Source organism: Microbulbifer weihaiensis (assembly GCF_048323715.1).
GTDB lineage: Bacteria > Pseudomonadota > Gammaproteobacteria > Pseudomonadales > Cellvibrionaceae > Microbulbifer.
Genome location: NZ_JBLWFL010000001.1, coordinates 333445 through 358052 on the forward strand (window position 1 = coordinate 333445; position 24608 = coordinate 358052).

At 59.1% G+C, this 24608-nt stretch carries 20 protein-coding genes and 1 tRNA gene; 7 read left to right on the forward strand and 14 right to left on the reverse strand.

The genetic code is table 11. The features are described 5' to 3' along the window. Positions 1-207: 207 nt before the first annotated feature. Positions 208-423, forward strand: coding sequence for a DUF2061 domain-containing protein (locus tag ACNKU7_RS01375; RefSeq protein ID WP_418295160.1), 216 nt, complete (start codon positions 208-210; stop codon positions 421-423). Positions 424-807: 384 nt separating this feature from the next. Here ACNKU7_RS01375 and ACNKU7_RS01380 read toward each other — a convergent pair whose 3' ends face one another. The 3 genes from ACNKU7_RS01380 to ACNKU7_RS01390 all read right to left on the reverse strand — a co-directional run bounded on the left by ACNKU7_RS01380 (position 808) and on the right by ACNKU7_RS01390 (position 3558). Further along, positions 808-1725 (reverse strand): pirin family protein, encoded by a 918-nt coding sequence (locus tag ACNKU7_RS01380; protein WP_418295161.1) that lies wholly within the window; start codon positions 1723-1725, stop codon positions 808-810. Positions 1726-1760: 35 nt separating this feature from the next. Next, positions 1761-2351: an NADPH-dependent FMN reductase gene (locus tag ACNKU7_RS01385; protein WP_418295162.1), complete on the reverse strand. Its 591-nt coding sequence runs from the start codon at positions 2349-2351 to the stop codon at positions 1761-1763. A gap of 418 nt (positions 2352-2769) precedes the next feature. Continuing rightward, a complete protein-coding gene (locus ACNKU7_RS01390) occupies positions 2770-3558 on the reverse strand; it encodes a hypothetical protein (protein WP_418295163.1) in 789 nt (262 codons plus the stop codon). A 276-nt stretch (positions 3559-3834) separates the two neighbouring features. Between ACNKU7_RS01390 and ACNKU7_RS01395 the strand changes: the two genes are divergently transcribed. Beyond that, positions 3835-4503, forward strand: a complete 669-nt coding sequence (locus tag ACNKU7_RS01395; protein ID WP_418295164.1) for a hypothetical protein — start codon at positions 3835-3837, stop codon at positions 4501-4503. Between the two features lie 53 nt (positions 4504-4556). Here the strand turns inward: ACNKU7_RS01395 and ACNKU7_RS01400 are convergent, their stop codons facing one another. The 3 genes from ACNKU7_RS01400 to ACNKU7_RS01410 form a co-directional block, all read right to left on the reverse strand. Then, positions 4557-5522, reverse strand: coding sequence for a hypothetical protein (locus tag ACNKU7_RS01400; protein WP_418295165.1), 966 nt, complete (start codon positions 5520-5522; stop codon positions 4557-4559). A gap of 148 nt (positions 5523-5670) precedes the next feature. Continuing rightward, a complete protein-coding gene (locus ACNKU7_RS01405; protein ID WP_418295166.1) occupies positions 5671-6957 on the reverse strand; it encodes a hypothetical protein in 1287 nt (428 codons plus the stop codon). 115 nt (positions 6958-7072) lie between these two features. Then, positions 7073-10303 (reverse strand): DEAD/DEAH box helicase, encoded by a 3231-nt coding sequence (locus tag ACNKU7_RS01410; RefSeq protein WP_418295167.1) that lies wholly within the window; start codon positions 10301-10303, stop codon positions 7073-7075. A 257-nt stretch (positions 10304-10560) separates the two neighbouring features. Here ACNKU7_RS01410 and ACNKU7_RS01415 point away from each other — a divergent pair, with 257 nt between their 5' ends. Then, on the forward strand, positions 10561-11367 hold the full coding sequence (locus ACNKU7_RS01415; protein WP_418295168.1) for a DUF3298 and DUF4163 domain-containing protein: 807 nt from the start codon (positions 10561-10563) through the stop codon (positions 11365-11367). Between the two features lie 84 nt (positions 11368-11451). On the opposite strand, the gene ACNKU7_RS01420 is transcribed toward ACNKU7_RS01415, so the two are convergent. Beyond that, positions 11452-11802: a DUF2200 domain-containing protein gene (locus ACNKU7_RS01420; RefSeq protein WP_418295169.1), complete on the reverse strand. Its 351-nt coding sequence runs from the start codon at positions 11800-11802 to the stop codon at positions 11452-11454. A gap of 374 nt (positions 11803-12176) precedes the next feature. Here ACNKU7_RS01420 and ACNKU7_RS01425 point away from each other — a divergent pair, with 374 nt between their 5' ends. From ACNKU7_RS01425 to ACNKU7_RS01435, 3 genes are read left to right on the forward strand one after another with little or no spacing between them, the layout of a single operon-like run. Beyond that, positions 12177-12851: a cupin domain-containing protein gene (locus ACNKU7_RS01425; RefSeq protein ID WP_418295170.1), complete on the forward strand. Its 675-nt coding sequence runs from the start codon at positions 12177-12179 to the stop codon at positions 12849-12851. Further along, positions 12848-13975, forward strand: a complete 1128-nt coding sequence (locus ACNKU7_RS01430; protein ID WP_418295171.1) for a flavin monoamine oxidase family protein — start codon at positions 12848-12850, stop codon at positions 13973-13975. Before ACNKU7_RS01425 ends, ACNKU7_RS01430 begins: the two co-directional genes overlap by 4 nt. A gap of 20 nt (positions 13976-13995) precedes the next feature. Further along, entirely contained in the window at positions 13996-15270 is a 1275-nt protein-coding gene (locus ACNKU7_RS01435) for an MFS transporter (protein ID WP_418295634.1), read from the forward strand. A gap of 220 nt (positions 15271-15490) precedes the next feature. On the opposite strand, the gene ACNKU7_RS01440 is transcribed toward ACNKU7_RS01435, so the two are convergent. The 7 genes from ACNKU7_RS01440 to rpsU form a co-directional block, all read right to left on the reverse strand. Continuing rightward, a tRNA-Ile gene (locus ACNKU7_RS01440) sits at positions 15491-15567 on the reverse strand. A 99-nt stretch (positions 15568-15666) separates the two neighbouring features. Then, positions 15667-17538, reverse strand: a complete 1872-nt coding sequence (locus tag ACNKU7_RS01445; RefSeq protein WP_418295172.1) for an autotransporter family protein — start codon at positions 17536-17538, stop codon at positions 15667-15669. Positions 17539-17673: 135 nt separating this feature from the next. Beyond that, positions 17674-18063 (reverse strand): diacylglycerol kinase, encoded by a 390-nt coding sequence (locus ACNKU7_RS01450; protein ID WP_418295173.1) that lies wholly within the window; start codon positions 18061-18063, stop codon positions 17674-17676. Between the two features lie 129 nt (positions 18064-18192). Continuing rightward, a complete protein-coding gene (gene rpoD / locus ACNKU7_RS01455) occupies positions 18193-20073 on the reverse strand; it encodes an RNA polymerase sigma factor RpoD (protein ID WP_418295174.1) in 1881 nt (626 codons plus the stop codon). A 220-nt stretch (positions 20074-20293) separates the two neighbouring features. After that, positions 20294-22336, reverse strand: coding sequence for a DNA primase (dnaG, locus tag ACNKU7_RS01460; protein ID WP_418295175.1), 2043 nt, complete (start codon positions 22334-22336; stop codon positions 20294-20296). Between the two features lie 25 nt (positions 22337-22361). Continuing rightward, complete coding sequence (locus ACNKU7_RS01465; protein ID WP_418295176.1) at positions 22362-22808, reverse strand: GatB/YqeY domain-containing protein; 447 nt, start codon at positions 22806-22808, stop codon at positions 22362-22364. A gap of 210 nt (positions 22809-23018) precedes the next feature. Continuing rightward, the gene (gene rpsU, locus ACNKU7_RS01470) at positions 23019-23234 is read right to left on the reverse strand and encodes a 30S ribosomal protein S21 (RefSeq protein WP_010133379.1); all 216 of its coding nucleotides are present in this window, start codon (positions 23232-23234) and stop codon (positions 23019-23021) included. A gap of 327 nt (positions 23235-23561) precedes the next feature. Between rpsU and tsaD the strand changes: the two genes are divergently transcribed. Then, positions 23562-24602: a tRNA (adenosine(37)-N6)-threonylcarbamoyltransferase complex transferase subunit TsaD gene (tsaD, locus tag ACNKU7_RS01475; protein WP_418295177.1), complete on the forward strand. Its 1041-nt coding sequence runs from the start codon at positions 23562-23564 to the stop codon at positions 24600-24602. Positions 24603-24608 lie beyond the last annotated feature (6 nt).

The following is a 24608-nucleotide window of genomic DNA, read 5'->3' on the forward strand; positions in this document are numbered from 1 at the left end:
GTAGACGGTGCAGGGTGCCCGCTGCTCGCGAGAGCACCGGGCACTTTGTGTATCGGGATTGCTGATCTGCACAAAACTGACCCATAGGTCTGTACAATATCGGCTAAAGCAACGATTAATTTTCGCTAGTGGCAATCGTTCGCAATAATTCACCCATCACACAACCTCAGCCGAACAACGGCGGAGGCGTGGCAGAGGATGAATACGATGAAGAAGACCTGCAGTTTTGCCGTTGTGCACATGGCCGTAGCCTTTACGGTGGGCTTCGCAATGACCGGGGACATCCTGGTCGGCAGCGCCCTGGCGCTGGTGGAGCCGGCATGCAATACCGTCGCGTACTATTTCCACGAAAAGTGGTGGAGTCGCAGCGGAAACTACAAAGGCGACGATGGAAGCAATAGAAGCGGCGTTTACGCGGCTTGAGTGCAATCGCGGACTTCAGTTGTAACCAAAAACAAAACAGCGTTCCAATTCTTCCGGTGGTCGGATGTCAACGTTGCTTCGTTTGCCGTCGGCAGACAGGGCGGCCTCGGGGGCGGGTGAGCCGGTTTCCGATCCCGGCAGTGGATGGGCACTGCGAGGGTTGCGGGCGGGGGACTGCGGTCTTTCCGGTAACTGCGTTTTCATAACCGGTACTGCTCTCTCGTTCGGTATCTGTTACTGCGGAGGTGCCTGAACCTGCACCAAATTGTTGTACTTCTAACTTTAGTGTAAGCGGGGCGCGGTCAGCGCAGCTTTTGCGCCAGCATTACCTGCTGCACAGGAGAAATCCCCCGGGTGTGAAAATGGTGGCAAAAAATGGGTATTTCAGCCGCCGGGGTAGGGGATGAACTCCTGATCGTCGCCGGGCACTGTTGGGAACTTTCCGGCTTTCCACTCGGCGATGGCCTGCGCAATACGCTCCTTGCGACTCGAGACAAAATTCCAATCGATATGGCGCTCCCCCAGCGCTTCGCCGCCGATAATGGCGATACGGCTTTCAGCCTCGGCTTCCACAACCACGCCAGCCCGGGGCTTGAAAATGGCCAGCGCAAATTCCGGGATGCTGGACTCCCTTGCCCGTAGCGCTCCACTGGCCACATACACCGCGCGTTCATCCGCCGCTGGCAATTCGAGCTTCTGCCCCGCTTGCAGGTGTGCTTCCACATACAGAGTGTTGGCAAAGGTCTGCACCGGGGACGCGCAACCGTAGGCACTGCCCATCATCACCCGCACCGCTACGCCGTCGACACTGGTGGTGGGAATGTCGGCGGACGGGTAGTGCGTAAACGCCGGGGCCAGCTCTTCGTCCTTTTCCGGCAGTGCCAGCCACAGTTGCAGCCCGTGCAGCCGGTGGTCGCTGGCGCGCAGGGTTTCCGTTTCCCGCTCGGAATGCACGATGCCGCGCCCGGTGAGCATCAGGTTGATATCGCCCGGGCGAATGGCCTGCAGGCTGCCGAGCGAGTCGCGGTGCAGGATTTCCCCTTCAAACAGGTAGGTGACGGTGGCGATGCCGATATGGGGATGCGGGCGTACATCGATCCCGCTGCCGGCGGCAAATTCCGCCGGCCCCATGTGGTCAAAGAAAATCCACGGCCCCACCATTCTGCGCTCGCGGGTGGGTAGCACCCGGCGCACGGAGAATCCGCCCAGATCCTTTTCCCGCGGCTCGATAATCAATTCGATAGCGCCACAGCCGGCGACGGTATCGCATTCCTGAATGGCTTCCGGGGTGAGGTTGCTCATGCTTCCCTGTCCTGTGCATGGGTGTATTTATTTGCTCAGTGCTGCAGCCGCCGAGTCCAGTCACACAGAGCGTGAACCAGCTTGGCGATATGCTGGCGGGTGTCGTCGTCGGTCAGCTGGCCGTTTTCAAACTTCTTGTGTGCGCTGGCGATCATCACTTCGGGCTTGTTGATGAAATGCGCATCCAGATAAATCAGGATGCGCCGCAGGTCGTACTGGGCGCGGGCGCCGCCGAACAGGCTCATACTGGCGCTCATCACCGCTACGGGCTTGTCGGCAAAGGGCTGTGGATCCAGGCGCGACAGCCAGTCGATGGCGTTCTTCAGCACGCCGGACACCGAATAGTTGTACTCGGGCGTGGCAAACAGTATGGCGTCGGCGTCGAGCACCTGCCGGCTCAGCTGCTCGACGGCACCGGGAACCTGTTTGTCCTTCAGATCCTGATCATAGAGCGGGATTTGTGCCAGTTCTGCAAAAGAAATTTTCGCCTGGTCGCCAGTCAGTCCGGCAGCTGTGTGCAGGGCAGCCTTGTTGAAGGAGTCTTTCCGCAGGCTGCCGCAGATACCAAGGATTTTTATGGGGGTGGGTGACATGCGATTGGTCTCGAAGGCTGTGGAAAACTTCAAAGATAGCAGTCGCAGCCACCCATCGATGATCCGCCGATACGGTCGCAACAAATCAATTACGGCAAAAGCTATTTAAGGCTTCTTGTAAATAGATTTTTGCAATCGCTCTGAGAGAAACATACCATTTCAGTCGTGGTGCCAAGACCCCTATCTTTATTCCTGTAGTCAACGACGTAAAGGGAACTCATCATGACCAAACGCATCACCACTAACAGCAACGCACCGGTACTGGATTGCAACTACAGCAACAATTACTACGGTGACCAGGTATGTGTTCTGAAAAAATCATAACCGCACTTGTTACCGAGCTTGTTCTGAAAGCACTTGATACCCATACCCGGGAAAAAGAAGCCGGCCGCAGTTGAGCCGGCTTGCTGATATATTTTTTACCGGTTGAATCCGGGCCAGTCAGAGGATGTTATGGGTTCAGTTTCCGGTCTTTAAGAAACCAGGTTGCGAAAACATTCTCCACCACGGGTACCACATTGATGCCCACCATCCACTGCGGGCCGAAGGCATCCGGGCGCTGGGTGTAATAGTTGGCTTCCACACTGAATTTCCAGGGTGTTTTGCCCAGAATGACGGTTTTACCCACAGACAGGTTGATCGGCACCGTCCAGGTCTCGGTTTTCCAGTTGTAGGTCGATATTGGTGCAGTACTGATACTCCATGCATTACCCGGCAGGTAGGCGGCAAACCCCTGTAAGGTAGTAAGGCTTACGCTCTCGTCTCCCCAGCCCGCCACATCCCACTGGTGATTGGGAAAAAAACCGACGATGTATTTTTTCGACATCTTCGCAATCAGAAATTCGGGGCCCAGCAAGACTTTGCCACCGCCGAGTTCGCTGACGGTTGCCGTGGGCAGGGTGCCGGCGATCCCGCCGGACAGGACCAATCCGGACTCCGTCATGTGGCCGTAGGCGACATCAAATCCGATATCCCCCAGTCCAAGCGACTGGGTGAACTTTCCCCTTTCTTCGTCATAGACGGGCTGATCAAAAAATACTGGAAATGCCGGACGTACAAAGAATGTGTCGCCGCCACCGAGCTTAATTGGGAATGATGGTTGAAACAGCAGCTCGTAGCCGCGCTGCCCATCCGCATCGGGCAGGCTCCCTTCAAACCAGCGGAATTGATTTTTGAAGGTCAGGCGCGCCAGAGAGGTGTTGGGGTTGGAAAGTTGGCGGCTGACTTCATTGGCGGACATATCGCCGTCCTCTGCTTCAATGCAGGATGCCGCGCAAAGCCATAGCAGCAGAATCTGGACTGGTCGGAAGTGCACTGTCAGGGCTCCGCGTCTGATTGCCTGGATAGTCGTGCCTGTAAGCCTAGTTCGCCAAGCGGGTCACCGTGTTGATCAGTGTGCGGAATAATCAGTCATGGCGGCAGTATGTTAAATTGCGCGAATTTACATCTGTGCAGCGACAGTCTGCGAAGTGGATGTCTCCCTGTTATCCGCATACAACAGAGCCGCTGAACGACTATGAAACTACGCCGCCTCTTTTCCTCCGCGACCATTGGCCTTGCGGTTCTGCTCTCGGCCTGCTCCGGACCGGAAACCCCGCAACAGGTAACCGAGACGTTCTGGGAAGCTGCGATCAATGAAGACGCATCCGTTGTCGCCCGCTACTCGACCCTGGAACGTGCTGAGGACTACGACGCTTTTTCTGCGGACTGGCACAACTATCGCCCGCAGTGGGGCAGGGTGGTCATCGATGGCGACCAGGCCAGCGTGGTTTCCAAGCTGTCGAGCACCGAAGAAACCGGGCCGCGCCGCCGCAAATTTACGACTTATCTGGTTCGCCAAGACGGCGAATGGCTGGTGGATTACGAGCGCACAGCCATGAGTATTAATGGCGGGGTATTTGGTGACCTGTTGAAGAAGTTCGACCTTTTCAGCCGCGACCTGTCGCAGCAGCTCGACGAGAAAACCATTGAGGCGGGCTCACAGATGGAGCAGATGCTGGAAGAGCTGGAAAGCGCCGGCAAAGATCTGCGCGAGCAGGCCAATGAGGCCCTGGAGATCTATTCGGAAGAGCTGCGCCGGGCGATAGAAGAAGTGGATGAGTCCCTGCAGCGGGCGCTGGAGGAAAACAGCGAAGACTTGCACGGACAAGACGAGGCTCCGCAGAAGGAGCCGGTGCTGATATAAATTGAGGACTCTGTAATAGCCCGGGTTGGTGACGGTCTTATTGTTTGCCTGGCCTACTTGCTTTCAGCCTGGCAACCTTCGGTTGGCAGTTGTGATGGAGAAGCGTTTGTTGGGACTCCGGTGTTATCTCCCGGGAGGTGCGCCGGGCCGATAGCCAGGCAGCCGGGCAGGGGGCGCGGTTGGATACGCTCCTCCACAAAAGCCGCCACCTCTTCCTTGGGCGCGCGGTGGTCGGCGTCTTTGGGTTTGGATTTGTCTCTGTATCCCTTGTCACTCCACATATACAGGATGTGCTTGGCCTGCTCTACCTCTGTTTTTGTACATTGGAACAGTGGGTAGTGCCCCTCGGGGTTGGCGATGGAGGCCTGCTCCTGCCTGGCGGCTTCCGAGAGCTGCACCGTAATGGTGGACATAATCTTTTCCATCAGCTCGCGGTAGTTGGTGATGGGGGAGCGCTGCTTCCGATAGGCATTGCTGGTGTTGGACAACCAGCGCGAAACGGAAAACGTCGCGCGCAGGCAGCGGCGGTGGCCGATGGGACACAGCCAGTAAAATTCGTCGGAGCGTATGTGTAAAGATTGCGCTTCGAAGTAGAGCCAGTGGCTGCCGTTGCGGGCGAGCCACTGGTTGTTCAGTGGCGCTAGGTGGTCGCGCCAGCGATACTTAGTCAGGTCAAACGGGTCGCGCTCTTCTTTGTAACCCAGGTGGCAGCTCGCCAGCCAGTCTTCACTGAATAATCCCTTGGCGTAGCGCAGCATGTCGTCGCGGCGAAACAGGCTACAGTTGATTGGCAGTTCGTCGATTTCTTCTACGACCAGTTCCACTTCCAGATTCCCGAGGCTGCCGCGGTCCAGCAGGGGGCGCCCGGTAAAATTCCAGCCGCACGTCCAGATTTTGATGCGACGATCTGCATATTCGCTGCCAGGAGGGAAAGGAGCTTTGGTATTGTCGATGGCTTCAAAAGTACCGGGGGCGTTCAGATCGAAGGCGTTCGGTTCATTGTCACACGCAAAAGGCATGTAAACGCTAGGTTGCAGCGGGGGCGCTTGTAAACTTACCTGCGTGCCCGACAGGTCCTTTATTACCGGGCGTGCCTTGCGCCAGTCGGGCCCCTTGGGATTTTGTTCGTTGCCAAACCACATGTTGATATCCTGTTGCGGCGCCGATTCAGGGCTTATTGCGGTTGTTGATCAGCTGCTCCAGCTGATCGCCGGTGTTCTTGAAGTAATGATTGCGCGCACCGGGCAACGAGGCCACTACTGTAGGCGCGAACTTGTGCAGGGCTTTTACTACCGCGACCGCCAGGGCCGCGGATCCCCCGGTAGCCGCGGCGAGAGCGCCGGCCGCGCCTGCTGCTCCCCATTTCTTGATCAAGTAATCACCGGTTTGATAGGCGAGGTTTACAGTTTTCCCCAGCCGCTCTTCCCGCGGGGTGTTGTGAATCAGGTCGTTACCTGCGCTCAGCAGTGGCGCCAGGCCAAACTGTTCGCCGCCGATGGTCTGTGCCAAGCCGGGTGAGGCGTTGTGCCATTTGTCGTCCTGAGTGTCCATATTTAGCTTGCGGCGGGCAAGGTCTGCGCGGAAACGGCTGCGGGTGTGGTCGCTGAGGAAGATTTTCTGGCGCTCCTGCAAGTTAATCTGCTGCCGTTGCAGTTGCTCCATGGCTTCAATCAATACCCATGCGCCATCATCGTGGCTGGTCCACTCTACATGCAGGCCCTGCTGATGGGCTTCCAGCATGTGTTGGGCAAGAATGTGCGCGGCCTTGCGCTGCTGCGCCGTACCCTCATTGCCAAAGGAGTTGAGGGTGCGCCAGCCGGCCAGCCATGCGCTGTTTTCCGGGGGTATATAAAGCAGTTGGAAGCCGGATTTTTCTAAGCCGCTGCGCTTGGCTTTGTCGCCGCGGCTGATATGGCTGGTCATCACCGGTACGACGCGGTCTTCGCCAAGGTATTGCCCGTTGACCCCGGCTTTTATCGGTTTTTCGGCTGTCCCTGGCACCAATGCGGTGCCGGTCAGTTGCGGGCTGGGCTCCTCCGAAAAGTCGAGGTTGGCGCGTCTGTTTGGTTCTATTTGCCACAACGCGGGCCGGGTTTTGCTCTGTGCATGGTCCGGCACCATCCGGATCGCCACAATCTCCACATCCGTCTGGCAGTCCCCGTAATAGCTGTTCAGCTCATACTCAATTTCAAACCCGCCGGCGACGAGCAGGCGCCGGCTCGGGTTGTTGGGTTGCAGCATGGCGTTGAGCGGACTTACGTCGCCGCGCAGGCTGTCGACGGCTTTGATCAGTGTCTGTGCGTGGTAGCCGGCGCTGCTTTGCTGTGTGCTGAGTTGACGGAAGTTGTCCAGCAATTCCCGGTCGCTGCCATTGGCAAAAATTGCGCGCCCGGAATTGCGTACGCCCCACGCCTGTAGAGCATTTGATTGTTGAGGCGCTTGCAGTTGTCCCATGAGCAAAATCCTTTTGCGTGTTATTCCATCCTTTGATTTGTGCGGGGAGACTATCAAAACGGTGGGAAAAGTCGCAAAAATAGTTGAGGCACCATGGTGCTAACTATGTATTTTGTTAGGAAAGCAGGGCCAGTAAGTCCTCACTGCTGCCCGGCAGTTTGCTGGATTTGGTGGCATCGAACAGGGAATCCGCCAGCGCCTGTTTGTGCCGCTGCATTTGCTGAATGCGCTCTTCGACGGTGTCTTCCGCAACGAGCTTGTACACGAATACCGGTTTATCCTGGCCGATACGGTAAGCGCGATCAGTGGCCTGGTTTTCCACAGCCGGGTTCCACCAGGGGTCCATGTGGATCACCACATCCGCAGCGGTGAGGTTGAGGCCGCTACCGCCCGCCTTGAGACTGATCAGGAATACCCGAACCTCTCCGTTCTGGAATGCATCAATCGCCTGCTGCCGCTTGCGGGTCTGGCCGGTGAGCTTGGTGTAGGAAATACTCTGTGCATTGAGCTGCTCCTCGATCAGCTTCAGTACCTGGGTGAACTGGGAGAAAATCAGGATATTGCGACCTTCTTCCAGCAGTTGCGGCAGGGTCTCTGCCAGCCAATCCAGTTTGGCACTCTCCTGGGGACGGCCAGTCCCACCCAGTTTGACCAGACGGGGATCAATACAGGCCTGCCGAAGTTTCAATAAGGCATCCAGAAATTCGATCTGGCTCTTGGCCATGCCCTGGCTCGCAACCAGCGCGCGAATGCGTTCTTCCATACTCGCACGCACACTTTCGTACAGTGCACGCTGCGTGCCGGGCAGTTGCAAATACTGCACGGTTTCCGTTTTTGGCGGCAAATCAGAAACCACTTCAGTCTTGGTGCGTCGCAACATGAATGGCCGAACCTTGCGCGCGAGTTCCCGCTGGCGCTCTGTGTCCCGGTCATTTTCGATGGGGGTGCGGTACAGCTGCTGGAATGCCTTGCGCCCGCCCAGTAACCCCGGCAGGGCAAAGTCCATCAGCGACCAGAGTTCCCCCAGGTGATTCTCCAGTGGTGTACCCGTCAGGCACAGGCGGGCTTCACTGTCGATTGTGCGTACGCACTCGGCAATTTTGGTGGTGGGATTTTTAATGGCCTGGGCTTCGTCCAACACCACCAGGCTGAATTTGTTTTTGTGGTAGCGCGCCTCGTCACGTACCAGCAGCGGGTAGGTAGTAATGACCAGGTCGCTTGTGTCCAGCTGCCTGAATGCGGGATCTCTATCGGGCCCGTGAATCAGTGTAACCTTCAAATCTGGCACAAATTGCGCAGCCTCATGCAGCCAGTTGCCGGTCAGGCTGGTTGGCGCGACCACCAGCACCGGCACGTCGAGCGCGCCCTGCTCTTTGATGTGTTGAACCAGCGCGAGGGTCTGCAGGGTTTTACCCAGGCCCATATCATCGGCGAGGATGCCGCCAAAGCCATAGCGCTGGAGAAAGACGAGCCAGTTAAATCCTTCCTGTTGGTATCCGCGCAGTTCGGCATGGAGCCCTTTGGGCACCGGAATATTTTCGAGCCCAGAAAAATCCCGCAGGCGCTGCATCAATTTGCGGGTAAGCGGTGCCTGCCGCTGATCCAGTTGCGGGATATCCGCCAGTTGCGCAGCCTGGAATGGGGGCATCAGCATCGGTTTGTCGAGTTTTTTCTGGTTGAGCAGGTCGGCCAGGATCGTGCGGATGCTATGCAGGGGTTTGGTGTCTACCTGTACCCAGTCGCCGTTGAGGGTCAGAGTAAGCTCGTCGGGCGTGCCGCATTCGAGCCAGTGTTCCAGCAATGTCGCGGTCTGTAATTTGCTGCCGTCGGCCAAGATGAGATCCAGACCGAGCTGGAACCAGTGATTTTTCGCATCGGCGATATTAATGGAAAAGTGCGCCTGCTTGATGTCAAAGCGGTAGCTGGGATGCGTTTCCACTGTCCAGCCATCCTGCTCCAGTTCCGGCAGAGTGTGTGTCAGGAAATGGTTCCACGCGGCGGGAATATTCGCGGGATCTTTCTCATCCAGCAGCCAGATTTCCCGTTGCCCGCCGAGTTCTTCCATCATCAGGTAGAAACCCTGCTCATGGATTTCATCACAGCAGGCGTGTTCGGCTTGGATATCGCGCTGGATCTGATAGTGATGGCCGCCGCGCTCGCAGAGCGTTTCGGCGCCACTGAAATCCTTGCTGTAAGGCGCGGGCAGGGCAAAGCCGGCGTAAGCGAAATGTACGTATATGGCGGGCAGCCGGTAGCGCCCAACATCCAGCGTCAGCAGAGTCAGGGTTGGGGTGAATTCGGTAACCCGGCTGAGCACAGGTTCAACCGGCAATGGCAGCTGGTCTTTCGGGATCAGCTGGCGCACTTGTACGGCCATGTGTGCCAGATCCCTTTCGGCCACGGGTGGCATGCAGAGCAGGTGTGTCAACTGGTTGCTCGGCACCGTAGTGAAAATATCGCCGATGCTGGCCGCTTCCATATCCAGGTAACTGGGCGGGGTAACCGGGATTGGCAGCCAGCGGGCCGGATCATCGATGCCTTCCAGTTCCCCGACCAGCTGCTGTTGGTCGTGCTCCACCGTACGCCAGTGCCAGTGGAGATTTTTTGCCGGCCCTTTGCTGATGGCATTGTCATCAAAGAAGAAACGTTCGCTGTTCAGTAAATGGACCAGCGCGCGGTGGCCGGACTCGCCACGCAGTTCAAGCTGGCCAGCGGCGTTGGCGCGCGGGAGCAATTGCAGGATGCTGACATCTGCGTCCAGCAGGTGGCCGGGACGGTTCCAGCCCAGATTGCGGACGTCCGGCTGAAAATAACGCAGCTGGCTCCAGCTACCGTCTTTTTTCAGGTACCCCTTTCTGGTAATGAGGCGCAGTCGTGCCGGAGAGGCGCGTCTGTCCACTTCCAGAAAATACACCAGGTAATGGCGGCCATGCTGTAGAGGCTCCTCCTCCCGCCGCGGTGCTGGCGGCAGGTCCGCCAGCCATTGCTGCCAGTCAGCCTGTTTGGGCTGCATGGCAGTTCTTTTGCCAGGCTGAGTGGATTGTGCCGACTGTTCACTTGCGTCGGCAATTTGCGCGTCCCGGTACAGTTTTAGTGCTGTTGCTACGGCATGTTTGCAATTGAGTGACACCGGGCAGGAACATAGTCCGACCAGCCTGCCGGCATCCACATCCAATTCTACGCGGTAGATATGCCGCGCAGAGCCTTTCACGCGACCGTGGTAAATCTTCTTTGTTTCATCGTAATAAGCCTCCAGAACCCGCCCGCGTTCCAAATAGTCCTGCCCGCGGGCAAAAGATCGGCTGTCGGCCATTCTTTGGATGTCGGTGAGACGAAATGTGATCAAGGAGGCTCCAGTGGCTGGTGGCGAGACAGTTACAAATTAGCCGTAGGGGCCATTGCCGGTCGTGGCGGGATACCAATGTGGTGAAACTTTACCATGATGCGGGTGCGATGATCAGCGGTGGATTTGGCGCGGCCTGCCTACTTTGCGATACAACAATCACAGTACCGTGTCACAGATTGGTGGCTGCACATTCGTATCCCTGAATCGTTGGCAGGTATGCTATGCCTGTTATCCAGAAAATTAGTAGAGGATAGTCTATGCCGGTTTTGTCCAGTCTCCGGTCGTATGTTGAGAGCTTCAGGTTTTCCAGGATCGGTCTGGTTTTAACGGCGGCTCTGGTTCTGGTTGCCTGTGAAAAAGCAGACTCGGCGAAGCAGGTGCCGCTGACATCAGAGGTGAAAATCCTGGAATTGCGCGCACCCGATTGCGGGCGTGACGAGGATTGCCCATCAGTAGCCATTACACGGGAGGTCTTTGCTGGGCAGCCGGCACTGAATGAGGCCATTCAGCGGCAATTATTGCATCAATTACAAGGCAATGGTGACGAGTCTGGGGCCTCAGGAGGTGGCAGTCTGGAGGACGTAGCCAAGGCGTTTATTGCCGAAGCTGCGCAAGCGGCAGATGTTTCTGCAGCCCAATGGGATCTCAGCGCCGAAGCAAAAATCCTAAACCGCCGCGGTAACCTGCTGACAGTCGAGATCAGCACTTACATCTATAGCGGTGGCGCGCACGGCATGCCTGCAATGCACTGGCTGAACTGGGATCTTGCGGCGGATAGTGAGGTGACTCTGGATGATGTGATCAAGCCGCAGCAGAAAGAAGCATTTTGGGCGTTGGTGGAAGCGGCACATAAGCACTGGCTGGAAAAGCAGAAAGCGGATGATGATTTTCGCAACAACTGGCCTTTTGCGCGCACGGAAAATTTTCGTTTTGATGATGAGGGAATGGTATTCCTGTACGGCGTTTACACACTTGCGCCGTACTCTTCCGGTTTTGTTGAATTGAATGTGCCCAGGGGGGAACTGGATAAAGTGATTTTGGATACGTATCTACTGCAGGAATAATCGAGCCCTGCGGCATGAAATGGCAACGTACCGTTGAGGCTGGACCGGATTCGCCGCCTCGACAAGTTACGCTAGAAAAACCATTTATTGCCGGAGGATTTTCTCCATCGCCTTGCCCTTTGCCAGCTCATCAATCAGCTTGTCCAGGTAGCGTATTTTGCGCATCAACGGATCTTCGACGTCTTCCACGCGCACCCCGCAAACCACACCCTTGATCAGAATACATTTAGGGTGAATGGACGGCGCCTGTGCAAAAAAGGTGGATACATCATTTCCCTGCTCGATTTGCTGTTGTAATCCGGTCTGATCGTAGCCGGTGAGCCAGCAGATAATCCGGTCTACCTCGTCTTGTGTACGACCTTTGCGTTCGGCTTTTTGTACATACATCGGGTAAATCCTGGAGAAGGGCATCGCGAATATTTTGTGTGTAGGCATGCTGGCTGTGCTCTCGTGTTGATATCTGCGAAGACTGGAACTCTGCCCCTAAACGCTACTGACTGTTCATTAAATCGATGTCAAAGCTTGATTTTATAGCCTTTCACTAGTCGGGATGAACCCGGCAGGTTCACCTCCTTTGGCCTGGGAAAGTGCCAGCAACCGGAATCTTTTGATTGGCGCGGGTAAGAACTGTCAATCTTTTCAGGGCCGCCCCGTTTCTTTCTGGTTTATAGTGATAGCCCATCGCGCTTTTCTGTAACCGGGCGGCAAAGGCCAGCTTTTGCGGGATGCCATTTTGTCCCGGTTGCCATACGGTCGGGATTAGCCAAAAATTCCCGGGCCAACAGCCGTATTCGTCCTTCCGGAGTCCCATGTTAATCAACGCAGATTTCTCCCTGCCCGCCGCAGTCACCGCCGATCAATACCAGTGGAAAGCCTCGCCGCAGAGCGGGGTCGAGCGGGTGATGCTCGACCGTGTGGGGGAAGAAAAAGCCCGTGCCACCAGCATCGTGCGGTATGCCGCCGCATCCCGCTTTCCTGAACATCAGCACCCTGGCGGCGAAGAGATTCTGGTGCTCTCCGGCACCTTCTCCGATGAGCACGGTGACTATCCGGCCGGCTGGTACCTGCGCAACCCGCCTGGCACAAGCCATGCCCCCTTCAGCGATGAGGGCGCGGTTATTTTCGTTAAGCTCTGGCAGATGCCCGCAGATGAGCGGCGCAGCGTAAGGATAGACACCAGCGCCCCGGCCGTGTGGCACAGTGCCGGCGACCGCGAGACCTGCCCGCTGTTCACGGGCGACTATGAGCAGGTATGCCTGCAACGCCTGGCTGCGGGTACCGCGATGTTTCCCGAGGCGGTCGAGAGTGCCGAACTGCTGGTGCTCAGCGGCGCGCTGGTCGCCGGCGAGCAGTGCTATGGGCAGGGCAGCTGGATCCGCCTGCCTGCGGGTGAATATCCGGAGTTCACTGCCGGTGCCGAAGGCGCAACGTTTTACCTTAAGACCGGCCACCTCGGTGGTGCGCTGCCGGAGATCCCGGGTTGAACACCGCAAGTGTTGCCATAGTTGGCGGAGGCCTGAGCGGGCTATATGCCGCGTATCTTCTGGAGCAGCGCGGCATCAAGGATTATGTCCTCTTCGAGGCGCGGGGCTGTTTGGGTGGCCGAATTGCCTCGGCGAGTGCCGTGAATGGTGTGCCGGGGGAGCGCGGCGTGGAGGCACCAATCGATCGCTTTGACCTGGGGCCTACCTGGTTCTGGCCCGGCATTCAGCCCCAGTTAGACCAGCTGATTCGCGAGCTCGGCCTGGAGCGGTTCGAACAGTTCGAGACCGGCGACATGATGGTGGAGCGCACGCCCAGTGCGCCCCCGCAAAGGATGCAGGGATATCTGACCTCACCCGCTTCCATGCGCCTGCGGGGTGGCATGGGAGCGCTCACGGATGCACTCTGCGGTCACCTGGACGCGGGGCGTATCTTTATCAGTCATGCCGTGCGCCGTATCCGCGCCGATGCCACATATATCGAGTTAGATACGGAAGACAGCACCGGACGAAGCATCCCCTGGCACGCCGAGCATGTCCTGCTGGCGATACCGCCGCGCCTGCTGGCCGGCAGCATCGAGTTTTCCCCGGCCCTGCCGGAAGCGCTGGCGCAGGCATGGCGCGCGACTGCCACCTGGATGGCGCCCCACGCCAAGTATGTTGCTGTCTACGATACGCCGTTCTGGCGCGACCACGGCCTGTCTGGTGAAGCCCGCAGCGCGCGGGGGCCGCTCACCGAGATCCACGATGCGTCGATGCCCGAAGGCAGCGGGGCACTGTTCGGATTCTTTGGGGTGCCCGCGCAGGTGCGCATGGGGGTGTCGGATGAGGTGCTCTGTTCTCACTGTCGGGCACAATTCGTCAGGCTGTTCGGTACCCAGGCGGCGACCCCCAAAGCGGAATTCATCAAGGACTGGGCCAGGGATCCCTATACGGCGACCGCTGCCGACCTTGATGAAGCGGGTCACCACGGACAGGCGCCACCGAGCACTGCCGGCTCGGGGCCATGGCGTGAGCGCCTGACCGCCATTGCCAGTGAGTTCTCGCCGCAGTTTCCCGGCTATGTGGCCGGCGCGATCGAGGCCGCAACCATGGGCGTGGAGCGGTTGCCCGAGCATCCGGGCTGAAGCCCACCGGTAATCCGGAGCTGGAAGACCCTGAACGCGCCGGAAAGAATAATGTCGATCACGAAAAATCAGGTATGGAAAGTAGTAACTCCAGCACAGTCGAGCTGATCACCAAACCAGACGGGCGCACAGCCCGCGGCAATATCTGGCGACTGGCGATTGCCCAGGCACTGGCCGGCGCGAACTCTGTCGTGGCTTATGCTACCGGTGCCATCATGGGCAACAACCTGGCTCCGTCACCCGTACTGGCGACACTGCCGCTATCCATCTTCGTGGTGGGTATGGCGCTTTGTATCCTTCCAGCGGGGGTGGTCGCCGGCCGCTTTGGTCGCCGCGCGGCATTTTTGGCGGGCGCAGGTGCTGGCGTCATTGCCGGTCTGCTGGCGATGTACGCGACGTTTGTGGATAGTTTCTGGTTGTTCTGCGTGTCCACGTTTTTTGGCGGGGCCTATGCGGCAGTGGTGTTGTCGTTTCGTTTCGCTGCGGCTGATGCGGTAGCACCAGAGCGCAAGGCTCAGGCGCTGTCCATGGTGATGGCCGGCGGTGTTGCGGCCGGTGTCGTTGGTCCCCAGCTGGTCACCTGGACGATGGATCTGTGGCCGCAACATCTGTTCGCGGTGACTTTCCTGGCGCAGGCTGCTGTGGCAGTGGTGTCGGCAATGGTGCTTTTCGGTGTCGATCTCCCGAAACCCTCGGCCACTGAACTTGGTGGCGGACGTCCGCTGAGCCGCATCGTGCGGCAGCCGCAATTTATCGTCGCGGCGACCTGCGGGGCCATCTCTTACACACTGATGAACTTCCTGATGACTGCCGCTCCTCTGGCCATGCACCTGCATGGGCATTCACAGGCGTCGTCCAACCTCGGCCTGCAGTGGCATGTCATCGCCATGTTCGCGCCCAGCTTTTTTACCGGTAACTTGATTGCCCGTTTCGGCGCTGTACGGGTTATGGCGGCGGGCCTGCTGTTAATCGGCGCATCCGCCGGGATTGGTCTGGATGGAACCGATGTCGCGCACTTCTGGTGGACGCTCATCCTGCTGGGGCTGGGATGGAACTTCGGGTTTCTCGGTGCTTCTGCACTGGTGCTGGAGTGCCATACGCCGGCGGAGAAGACCCGGGTGCAGTCGCTGAATGATTTCATTGTGTTCGGGCTGATGGCACTGGGGTCATTTCTGTCCGGTGGCATCCTGAGTGCTTATGGATGGGATGTAGTGTTGTGGGTTTCGTTTGTGCCACTGATTTTCACAATATTTGCACTCGCGCTGCTGCAGAGCCGCAGACTTCCAGCCGGTTAGCCAGTCGATCACTTGGGGCACCTCGATTCGGATGCTTTTGTACTGAGACCATTGCTTGATCATGGGGTATATCGGGGGTGGTGGTACGGTGAAGATCTCTTGTTCACGCGCTGTGTCGGTCTGCACGCACAGATGTTGCTGCATGACAGCCGGAAAAATTGGGGAAAAGGATTGCAGTATTGTGCTTTGGCTGGGGCGTGAAGCTGGATAGGTGGGAGAGTGGTGGGCCTTCCGGGACTTGAACCCAGGACCTGCCGATTATGAGTCGGATGCTCTAACCAACTGAGCTAAAGGCCCCCAAAGAGGTGCTTGCGACAGTGCGCGAGCGGGATGGCAAAGTACTCGATTTTTCCCGTCAAATCAATATTTTGCCATCCGGGGGCACATTGGTGGGGGTTACCAGTTCCAGTTGAACCCGAGATTGGCGCTGCCGCCGGACCAGTCGAGGTTGTCGAGGGAGCGCTGGAATCCGACATTCAGAAAAGCGCTGCCGAGGCGATGGTCGAGCAGGACTATGCCGCCACCAAATTCGCTCCAGGTGGCTTCGCGCTCCATGTCGAGCTGCAGCTTGAGGTCGAACTGCAGCTGATCGTTACCGCCGAGGGTGTGCCAGACATTACCGTAAAGGTAGGCGCGTAAATTAAGGCCGGCGATATCGCTCTCTGTGTTGTATGCGCGCAGGCCAAGACGGAAATTCACTTCAGGGGTCATATCCGGCTCCACCCAGGAAACCCCGTCATTGAATGCGCTGAGGTTGCTGTAGTTCACCACCAGCTGGGCCTGGGGTTCGAGGTTGAAGCTGTCACCAGCCCGCAGCGTGACACCCTTTTCCATGGCGGCGGTGAGCTGTGGGCCGTAGGCTGTATCGCCCATCCCGCGCAGTGATTCGCTGTGTAATTTCAAATAGGCGACCTTTGCGGTGAAGTCGAAGTAGCTCTGGTCGGGTCTGTAATCGTTGAAGTAATAGCCGGCGTATATCGTGCCCAGCTCATTGCGGCCTGAGCGGTAATTGTCGAAGCCGCGAGCAAATCCGAAGACGTCGCCACGGGCCTGGCTGCTGCCGAAAAAGAGTCCCATTTCCCGCGCTCCACCGGTACAGGTGGGTTCCCCCCAGAAATTGCTTCCGATTTGCAGGCCGGTTATCTCGCCATCGAAGCGGTTGTTCACGTCACCGCGCCAGTTCTGATCTGTACTCAGGTGATACACGCGCATCCAGTCGTCATTGACTCCGTCAAACCAGCTGCGCTGTTCGCCGCGGCGCCTGTGGTAGCTGCCAATTTCCTGCAGGGAGGTGAGCCGGGCCAGTGATTTTGCCTGGGCGTAGAGGGGAATCTCAGGCCGGTACAGGTGCACGGGGGGGGCGCTGGCGGCTGGCGTGGCCTGTGCCGGGCTGGCTGCTGTGGTGCCGATCCCGAGCATTGAAACACTGCCGCTGTCGGCGGGTGCCGTGGCCGGCTGATCTCCGGGGCGCAGGGTCGAGCGCAGATACCAGTTGTCACTTTCACCGGGATCATCTGATCCCCGGAAGAGGAAGTATTCGTAGGGCCCGGCGGAAACGGAGCCGTCCATGTAGAAGGCGCCGTCGTCGGTGGTGCCACCGTCCCGGGTTTCTATAACGAGAATGCCATCTTCGGTCGGTGCACCGCTGCCGGCGAGTCGGCGAAATACCAGCTCAGTACTGCCGCTGGCATGGCCGCGATTAATGATCAGCCGATCGCTCAGGCTGTCGTCATCCCCGGCCACCATGTCCATGTAAATGCGCCCGCTACCGCCGTAATCGCCATCGATCAGCAGGCGATTGGCTGAGGTACCGCGCAGGTCGATGGTGCCCTGATTGTGGACTGCAAGGGGCTGCCCGGCACTGGAGAGAATGCTGGCACTGAAGTAGGGGAGCAGCAGGGCGCTGGACTGGGAGATTTCCAGCAGGCCCGGCAAGGCGTCGCTGCCGCCGAGGGTGAGGTCGCTGGTGAATTCGAGGCGCGTCTGCTCCATAAGCCGCAGCGTTTCCCAGTGCTGCAGGCGGGCGGGGTTTTGCAGGGTGACACCGTACAGACTCAGGCTGTCGTTGCCACCGCCGCCGCTGATCAGCGTGTAATCACTGTGAGTAACGTAACTGTCACCGTGCAGGCTGTAGTGATCGTCACTGCTGCCGAGCAGGATGTCGGCTAGGGTGAGGGGGGAGATCAGTGCAGCAGTGAGGGGGATGGCAAAGCTGAGCAGTTTGGGCGAGCAGGTGCAGGCAGCTCTCCCGTTGCGGGGATACGACATAATTCCGTCCCTGGGCGTTATTGGCAATGCGCACGCAGATCCGTTGCGTGCAGTCCAGTAGGTGCGTCAGTTCCGGAAAGTTTAGCCGAGGGCAGGGGGTGGGCCGGACACCGGGCCCGGCGGTCACAAATATTGTCAGCTTATCCAGCGGGGCAGGAGGATGCAGCCCCAGCTGGCCAGCCACAGCAGCAGGGAAAGGGAAACCGCGGCGGAAGCGGTGTCCTTGGCAATTTTGGACAGCGGGTGTTTTTCCGGGCCGATGCGGTCGACGACCGCTTCGATGGCGCTGTTGAGCAGTTCAACAATCATGACCAGCAGGGTGACGCCGATCAGCAGTGCGCGCTCGACGCCGGTGTTGCCCAGCCAGAGTGCTGCGGGGATCAGGATGATCGCGAGGGTGACTTCCTGGCGAAAGGCCGCCTCATTGCGCCAGGTGGCTAGCAGCCCGGCCCAGGAGTAGCCGGTGGCGTCGATCAGGCGGGAGATGCCGGTTTTTCCGGGCTTGTTCACGAATTGCTCTTGCATGGCTGTGTACTTGTGATCCCTGGTTGCAGTCACGGCTTGCGAGCCGTTGGTTCTGCGGCGGATTCTGGCCGCAGGGGTGTCAAAAAAGTGTCAAAAAAAAGCCCGGGCTAGCCGGGCTTTTCTGTGGACTTAGTCGTCCAGGAAGCTGCGCAGGTGTTCGGAGCGCGAAGGGTGGCGCAGTTTGCGCAACGCCTTGGCTTCGATCTGGCGAATTCGCTCGCGGGTCACGTCGAACTGCTTGCCCACTTCCTCGAGGGTGTGGTCAGTGTTCATGTCGATACCGAAGCGCATCCGCAGAACCTTGGCTTCACGGGCCGTCAGGCCGGCAAGCACGGAGCGGGTTGCGTCGTGCAGGCCGGTGGCGGTTGCGGTGTCTACCGGGGAAGACTGGTTCTGGTCTTCGATGAAGTCGCCCAGATGGGAGTCTTCGTCGTCACCGATCGGCGTTTCCATGGAGATCGGCTCTTTGGCGATCTTCAGCACTTTACGCACTTTGTCTTCCGGCATATCCATGCGCTCGCCCAGCTCTTCCGGCGTGGGTTCGCGGCCCATCTCCTGCAGCATCTGGCGGCTGATGCGATTGAGCTTGTTGATGGTCTCAATCATGTGCACCGGAATACGGATGGTGCGCGCCTGATCCGCGATGGAGCGGGTGATTGCCTGGCGAATCCACCACGTGGCGTAAGTGGAGAACTTGTAGCCGCGGCGGTATTCGAACTTGTCCACAGCCTTCATCAGACCGATGTTGCCCTCCTGAATCAGATCCAGGAACTGCAGGCCGCGGTTGGTGTACTTCTTGGCGATGGAGATTACCAGGCGCAGGTTCGCCTCAACCATTTCCTTCTTGGCGCGACGGGAGCGGGCTTCACCGATGGACATGCGGCGGTTGATCTCTTTGATCTGGCCGATATCCAGCATGGCCTTGTCCTGGGCCTGGGTCAGCTTGCGCTGGGCGCGCTGAATCTCTTCTGCTACCTGACGCAGGGCGTCGGAGTAGTCGCGCTTTTTCTTGATGATGGACGGGATCCAGTCATCGTTGGTCTCGTTGCCGGGGAATTCCTTGATAAAGGTCTTACGCGGCATACGGGCGCGCTTGATACACAGGTTCATGACGATGCGCTCTTGCTCGCGCACTTCGTCCAGAATGCTGCGTACCTGGTTGTACAGCGGGTCGAACTGGCGCGGGGCAAGCTTGAAGAAGCGGAAGATCTCGCCCACGGCTTCCATGGCCTCACCGGCCTCTTTGGAGTCGCGGCCGTGCTTCTTGATTGCGGCGTCAGCTTTCTTCTGCGCGGCGATCAGGGCACTCATGCGCTCTGCGAGCTCTTCCGGGTCGATGCCGCCTACGTTTTCCTCTTCCTCCTGGGTGTCGGAATCGTCGTCGTCATCATCGGCGGCGTCGTCGCTGTCATCGTCGCTGCTGTCGTCGACTTTGCTTTCTTCCGCAGCCTGGCCTGCCTGCGCACCGGGAGGCACATCTTCGGCAGGGTCAAGCCAGCCGGCGATCACGTCGGGAATACGGCGCTCTTCTTTCTCGATCAGCGCGTACTCGTCGATGACCTGCTGCACGGCGCCGGGCCAGTAGGCGAGAGCAGCCATCAGCTCGCGCAGGCCTTCTTCGATGCGCTTGGCGATGGCGATCTCACCCTCGCGGGTAAGCAGTTCCACGGTGCCCATTTCGCGCATGTACATGCGCACCGGGTCGGTGGTACGGCCGACATCGGATTCCACTGCGGCCAGGGCCGCGGCAGCCTCTGCGGCGGCGATTTCATCGGCGGAGCTATCGCCCTCGGCCATCAACAGTTCTTCGGCATCGGGTGCGCTTTCGAACACCTTGATACCCATGTCGTTGATCATGCCGATGATGTCTTCGACCTGATCCGGATCGGAGATGTCTTCCGGGAGGTGGTCGTTCACCTCCGCATAGGTCAGATAGCCCTGCTCTTTACCGCGGGCGATCAGTTCCTTGATGCGGGAGGTGGTTTGTTGCTGCTGGGTTTTGTCGGTCATGCACAACCCTGAATTCTGGGGATTGAAAATCTGGACTTTTGTCTGGACAAAGACGCGGGATTATAGCGTATTTGCGATAGCAATAACCACAGTGACTGTCAAGGCAGTGGTGGCTTAGAGATATGGGCGCCTGTCGTCTGGATCCCGCCAGTCCGTAGGCGGGAAGTGGATATGGAGCCATGTGGGCAAATTTCAAGGGTTCAACACAATGAATTGCCGGTCAGTCTGATTTGCGCCGCCAGTGGGCCAGCAGGGCCAACTGTTCGGCGCCCAATTGATTGCCGCTGCTCTTCAATTGGTCGAGCAGGTCGCGGTTGCGCTGCTTCTCCGCGGCGCGCTCCAGTCGGCGCAGGCAGTCGCTGAACTCGGTTTGCGGATCGTACTCCTCATACTGGCCGTTGATGGCCAGCAGGCGCGCGCCAGTGACCAGCTGCGAGTTGCCGAGTTGTGCCAGCTGGTCGCAGGACTCCGCGCCATGGTGGGCACGCCAGTACCCGAGCAGCTGGTTGAGGTTGTAATCGGGGCGGCTCTTGAGCAGGTCAACGAGGTCGGCGAACAGCTGCAGGTCGGCATCGTTACTGGAGCGAAAATGGGCACTGTCGTCAATGAGCTGGGCCAGCTGCGGGTGGTGCAGCAGCAGGGCGATCAGCATGCGCTCCGCGGGCAGCCGGTATTGACCACTGCGGCGAGTGGGAGCGCCCTGGCGGAAGTGCTCCTCCGCGATGGATGCGTGCTCATCCGCCGGTATGTCGTAATCGTCATACTCCGGAGGTGTGGCGAAGTCTTCCGGCCCCGGGGGCGGGCTCTGCAACGGTTGGCCTGGAGGCGGCTGCACCGTTGCCGGCGGGGTCGGCTGTGGTTTGTTCTGTGCGGGCGGTGCAGCGGGCTGGGCCTGCTGGGCCAGTTTGGCCGCGCGGGCCTTTTCCGCGGCGATGACTTCTTCCAGCATCTCCAGTTCAAGGCCGGTGCGCCGCGCCAGTTGCTGGAACATCAGCTGGCGATAGACGCCGGCAGGCAGCAGGTCGAGCAGGGGGGCGGCGGCCTTGGACAGGCGTGCGCGCCCGTCCATGGTCTGGAGGTTGATCCCTTCGCCGAGCAGGTCGAACAGGAAATCCTCCAGTGGGCGGCCCTGCTCATCAATCATCTGGTCAAAGCGTTCGCCGCCGATCTGGCGCACCAGGGTGTCGGGGTCTTCCCCTTCCGGCAGTAACAGGAAGCGCAGGCTGCGGCCGTCCTGCATATGCGGCAGTGCGGCCTCCAGGGCGCGACGGGCAGCAGTGCGGCCGGCGTTGTCGCCGTCAAAGCAGAACACCAGCTCCTGGGTGTGGCGGAAGGCCAGCTGGATATGCTCCTCGCCGCAGGCTGTGCCCAGTGTGGCGACTGCGCAGCGGATATCGAACTGGGCCAGGGCCACCACATCCATGTAGCCCTCCACCACGATCAGCCGCTTGAGTTCCCGGTTGGCCTGACGGGCTTCCCACAGGCCATAGAGCTCGCGCCCCTTGTGGAAGATCGGTGTTTCCGGAGAGTTGAGGTACTTGGGCTTGTCGTCGCCCAGCACCCGGCCGCCGAATCCGATGGTGCGTCCGCGCTGGTCGCGGATCGGGAACATGATGCGGTTGCGGAAGCGGTCGTAATGGTGGCGTTTGCCGGGTTCGGTCTTGCCCGGGTTGCCGTCGCTGTCCTGGCGGCGGATGGCGAGGCCGGCCAGCTCCAGCTGCTCCGCCTTCTCTGCAGTGGTGCCCAGCTGGTTGAGGAGGTTGTCCCAGCCTGGGGGTGCCAGGCCGATACCAAAGTCCTTGGCGATAGCCCCCGTCAGCCCCCGGTTGCGCAGGTAGGCGATGGCCTTGGCGGCGACCTTGTGGTCTTTCAGCTGGCTGCGATAGTAGTCCGCGGCCTTTTCGGTCAGCTGATAGAGGGACTGGCTTTCCTGCTGGCGCTTGATCTGCCCCGGGGCCAGCTGCTCGCGCGGCACTTCGATGCCCAGGCTGGCGGCGAGTTTTTCCACCGCTTCCGGGAACGGCAGGCGGTCGTATTCCATAAGGAATCCGACCGCATTGCCACTGGCGCCACATCCAAAGCAGTAATAGAACTGTTTGTCCGGGCTGACGGTGAAGGAGGGTGTTTTTTCATCGTGGAACGGGCAGCAGGCAGAGTAGTTTTTCCCTGTCTTGCGGAGCTTCACCCGGCTATCGACCACCGGGACTATGTCGGCGCGGGCCAACAGGTCGTCGATGAAGTACTGGGGTATCTTGCCTGCCATATGCGGATTCTTTGCTGGTCGCGATTTAGTTGAAGGCAGCCTTGACCAGCTTGCTGACCGCGCCCATGTCCGCGCGGCCCTGCACCTGGGGCTTAACCAGCGCCATGACCTTGCCCATGTCTGCCATGCTGCTGGCACCGGTTTCCGCTACGGCGGCGGAGACGATCTCGGCAATTTCGGCTTCGCTCAGCTGTTCCGGCAGGAACTCCTGGATCACCTCAATTTCCTGCTGTTCCACTGCCGCCAGTTCCGGGCGCCCGGCTTTTTCATACTGGGTGATGGAATCGCGGCGCTGCTTGGTCATTTTGTCCAGCAGGGCGAGAATGCGGGCGTCATCCAGCTCGATACGCTCGTCCACTTCCACGCGCTTGATCTCGGCGTTGATAAGTCGCAGGGTCGCCAGGCGGGCCTTTTCGCGCGCTCTCATGGCATCTTTGGTGGCGGTGGAGAGGGTTTCCTTGAGTGTGCTCATTGGTGTTCGTCCGGTTTCGGTTACGAATGGGAATTCAGGTGGTTGGGGCGACTAAGCATAGCGCCAAGCCCGGCCAGCCTGAAGAGGGCTGAGCGGTGTCCTGCGCGGTGAGCGGGCAATAAAAAACGGCGCGCGAGCGGACTCGGGCGCCGTTTTGATCGCGAACCGTGTTCGCATCAGCGTGCTGTGATCGAGAGAATGAGCTCGAACTCAGTAGAGACGCTGGAACTTGCGGTTTTCGCGCTGCATTTTCTTGGCGTGACGCTTAACAGCAGCGGCAGCCTTGCGCTTGCGAACGGAAGTGGGCTTCTCGTAAAACTCACGGCGACGTACTTCGGAGAGTACACCGGCTTTCTCGCAGGAGCGCTTGAAGCGGCGCAGGGCGATGTCAAAAGGTTCGTTGTCTTTGATACGTACTGAAGGCATTAGCTTACCTGTTAAATTCGTTTCTCTCGGCCTATCCGGCAAATTGCTCATCTCGCAGATGCAATCCGGAGGCCGGTTCACAGCGAGGGCGCAAATTCTATACAGATGATTTGGCCTTCGCAAGCCTTGCGGGCGGAATCTCTGCGACTGCCAGTCCCGCTTTGGACAGGATGGCAACTATAGTGCAGCGGAGAGCCCCTTCCCTGATGGGGGTATTGAGGGGATCCTATGGACTGCGCCTGCTAGAGAGTATGATAGCGCCCCCAAAGCCACCTCCGCAGCCCGGTGGTGGCTGAATAGTGAGTCATTTGAATAGACGAGAGAGCTTTGCGAGTACTCGGAATTGAAACCTCCTGCGATGAGACCGGCGTTGCCCTGTATGACAGCGAGCAGGGGCTGCTGGGTCACGCCCTTTACAGTCAGGTGAAGCTGCACGCCGACTATGGCGGGGTAGTGCCAGAGCTGGCCAGCCGCGATCACGTGCGCAAGCTGTTGCCCCTGATTCGGGAAGTGATGGCAGAGAGCAATACTGTTGCGGCGGACATCGACGGGGTCGCCTTCACGGCGGGCCCGGGCCTGATCGGCGCCCTGATGGTGGGCGCCTGTGCTGGTCGCGCACTGGCGTACGGCTGGAATGTGCCGGCAATCGGGGTGCACCACATGGAGGGCCACTTGCTGGCCCCTATGCTGGAGGAAAACCCGCCTGCGTTCCCGTTTGTGGCATTGCTGGTTTCCGGTGGGCATACCCAGTTGGTGGATGTTCAGGGGTTGGGGCACTACGAGCTTCTGGGGGAATCCCTCGATGATGCCGCCGGCGAGGCGTTCGACAAGGCGGCCAAGATGCTGGATCTCGATTACCCGGGTGGACCGCGGCTGGCGGCGCTGGCTGAGCAGGGGGATCCTCTGCGGTTTACCTTTCCGCGGCCGATGACCGATCGCCCGGGTCTCGACTTCAGTTTTTCCGGCCTGAAAACCTATACCCTGACCACCGTGCAACAGCATGCCCTGGAAGATGGCCTGCCGGATGAGCAGACCTGTGCCGATATTGCTGCTGCGTTCCAGGATGCGGTTGTGGATACGCTGGTGATCAAGTGCCGCCGCGCGCTCAAGCAGGCCGGGCGCAAGACATTGGTTATTGCCGGCGGGGTCTCCGCAAACAAGTTGCTGCGCCAGCGCCTGGAAGCGCGCCTGGCAGAAGACGGTTGCAGTGTGTATTACCCGCGCCACGAATTCTGCACCGACAATGGCGCCATGATCGCCTACGCTGGCTGCCTCAGATTGCAGGCCGGGCAGCGGGCGGATCTCGACATAGAAGTCCGTCCGCGCTGGCCGCTTACTGAGCTGGCCGGTGTGCGGGACGGAAAATAGGGAGAA

Excerpts from the sequence above, each read along its gene's own strand:
- ACNKU7_RS01375 (WP_418295160.1), top strand. The coding sequence starts at position 208 with ATGAAGAAGACCTGCAGTTTTGCCGTTGTGCACATGGCCGTAGCCTTT.
- ACNKU7_RS01380 (WP_418295161.1), bottom strand. The coding sequence starts at position 1,725 with ATGAGCAACCTCACCCCGGAAGCCATTCAGGAATGCGATACCGTCGCC.
- ACNKU7_RS01390 (WP_418295163.1), bottom strand. The coding sequence starts at position 3,558 with ATGTCCGCCAATGAAGTCAGCCGCCAACTTTCCAACCCCAACACCTCT.
- ACNKU7_RS01395 (WP_418295164.1), top strand. The coding sequence starts at position 3,835 with ATGAAACTACGCCGCCTCTTTTCCTCCGCGACCATTGGCCTTGCGGTT.
- ACNKU7_RS01400 (WP_418295165.1), bottom strand. The coding sequence starts at position 5,522 with ATGCCTTTTGCGTGTGACAATGAACCGAACGCCTTCGATCTGAACGCC.
- ACNKU7_RS01405 (WP_418295166.1), bottom strand. The coding sequence starts at position 6,957 with ATGGGACAACTGCAAGCGCCTCAACAATCAAATGCTCTACAGGCGTGG.
- ACNKU7_RS01415 (WP_418295168.1), top strand. The coding sequence starts at position 10,561 with ATGCCGGTTTTGTCCAGTCTCCGGTCGTATGTTGAGAGCTTCAGGTTT.
- ACNKU7_RS01420 (WP_418295169.1), bottom strand. The coding sequence starts at position 11,802 with ATGCCTACACACAAAATATTCGCGATGCCCTTCTCCAGGATTTACCCG.
- ACNKU7_RS01425 (WP_418295170.1), top strand. The coding sequence starts at position 12,177 with ATGTTAATCAACGCAGATTTCTCCCTGCCCGCCGCAGTCACCGCCGAT.
- ACNKU7_RS01445 (WP_418295172.1), bottom strand. The coding sequence starts at position 17,538 with ATGTCGTATCCCCGCAACGGGAGAGCTGCCTGCACCTGCTCGCCCAAA.
- ACNKU7_RS01450 (WP_418295173.1), bottom strand. The coding sequence starts at position 18,063 with ATGCAAGAGCAATTCGTGAACAAGCCCGGAAAAACCGGCATCTCCCGC.
- rpoD (WP_418295174.1), bottom strand. The coding sequence starts at position 20,073 with ATGACCGACAAAACCCAGCAGCAACAAACCACCTCCCGCATCAAGGAA.
- dnaG (WP_418295175.1), bottom strand. The coding sequence starts at position 22,336 with ATGGCAGGCAAGATACCCCAGTACTTCATCGACGACCTGTTGGCCCGC.
- ACNKU7_RS01465 (WP_418295176.1), bottom strand. The coding sequence starts at position 22,808 with ATGAGCACACTCAAGGAAACCCTCTCCACCGCCACCAAAGATGCCATG.
- rpsU (WP_010133379.1), bottom strand. The coding sequence starts at position 23,234 with ATGCCTTCAGTACGTATCAAAGACAACGAACCTTTTGACATCGCCCTG.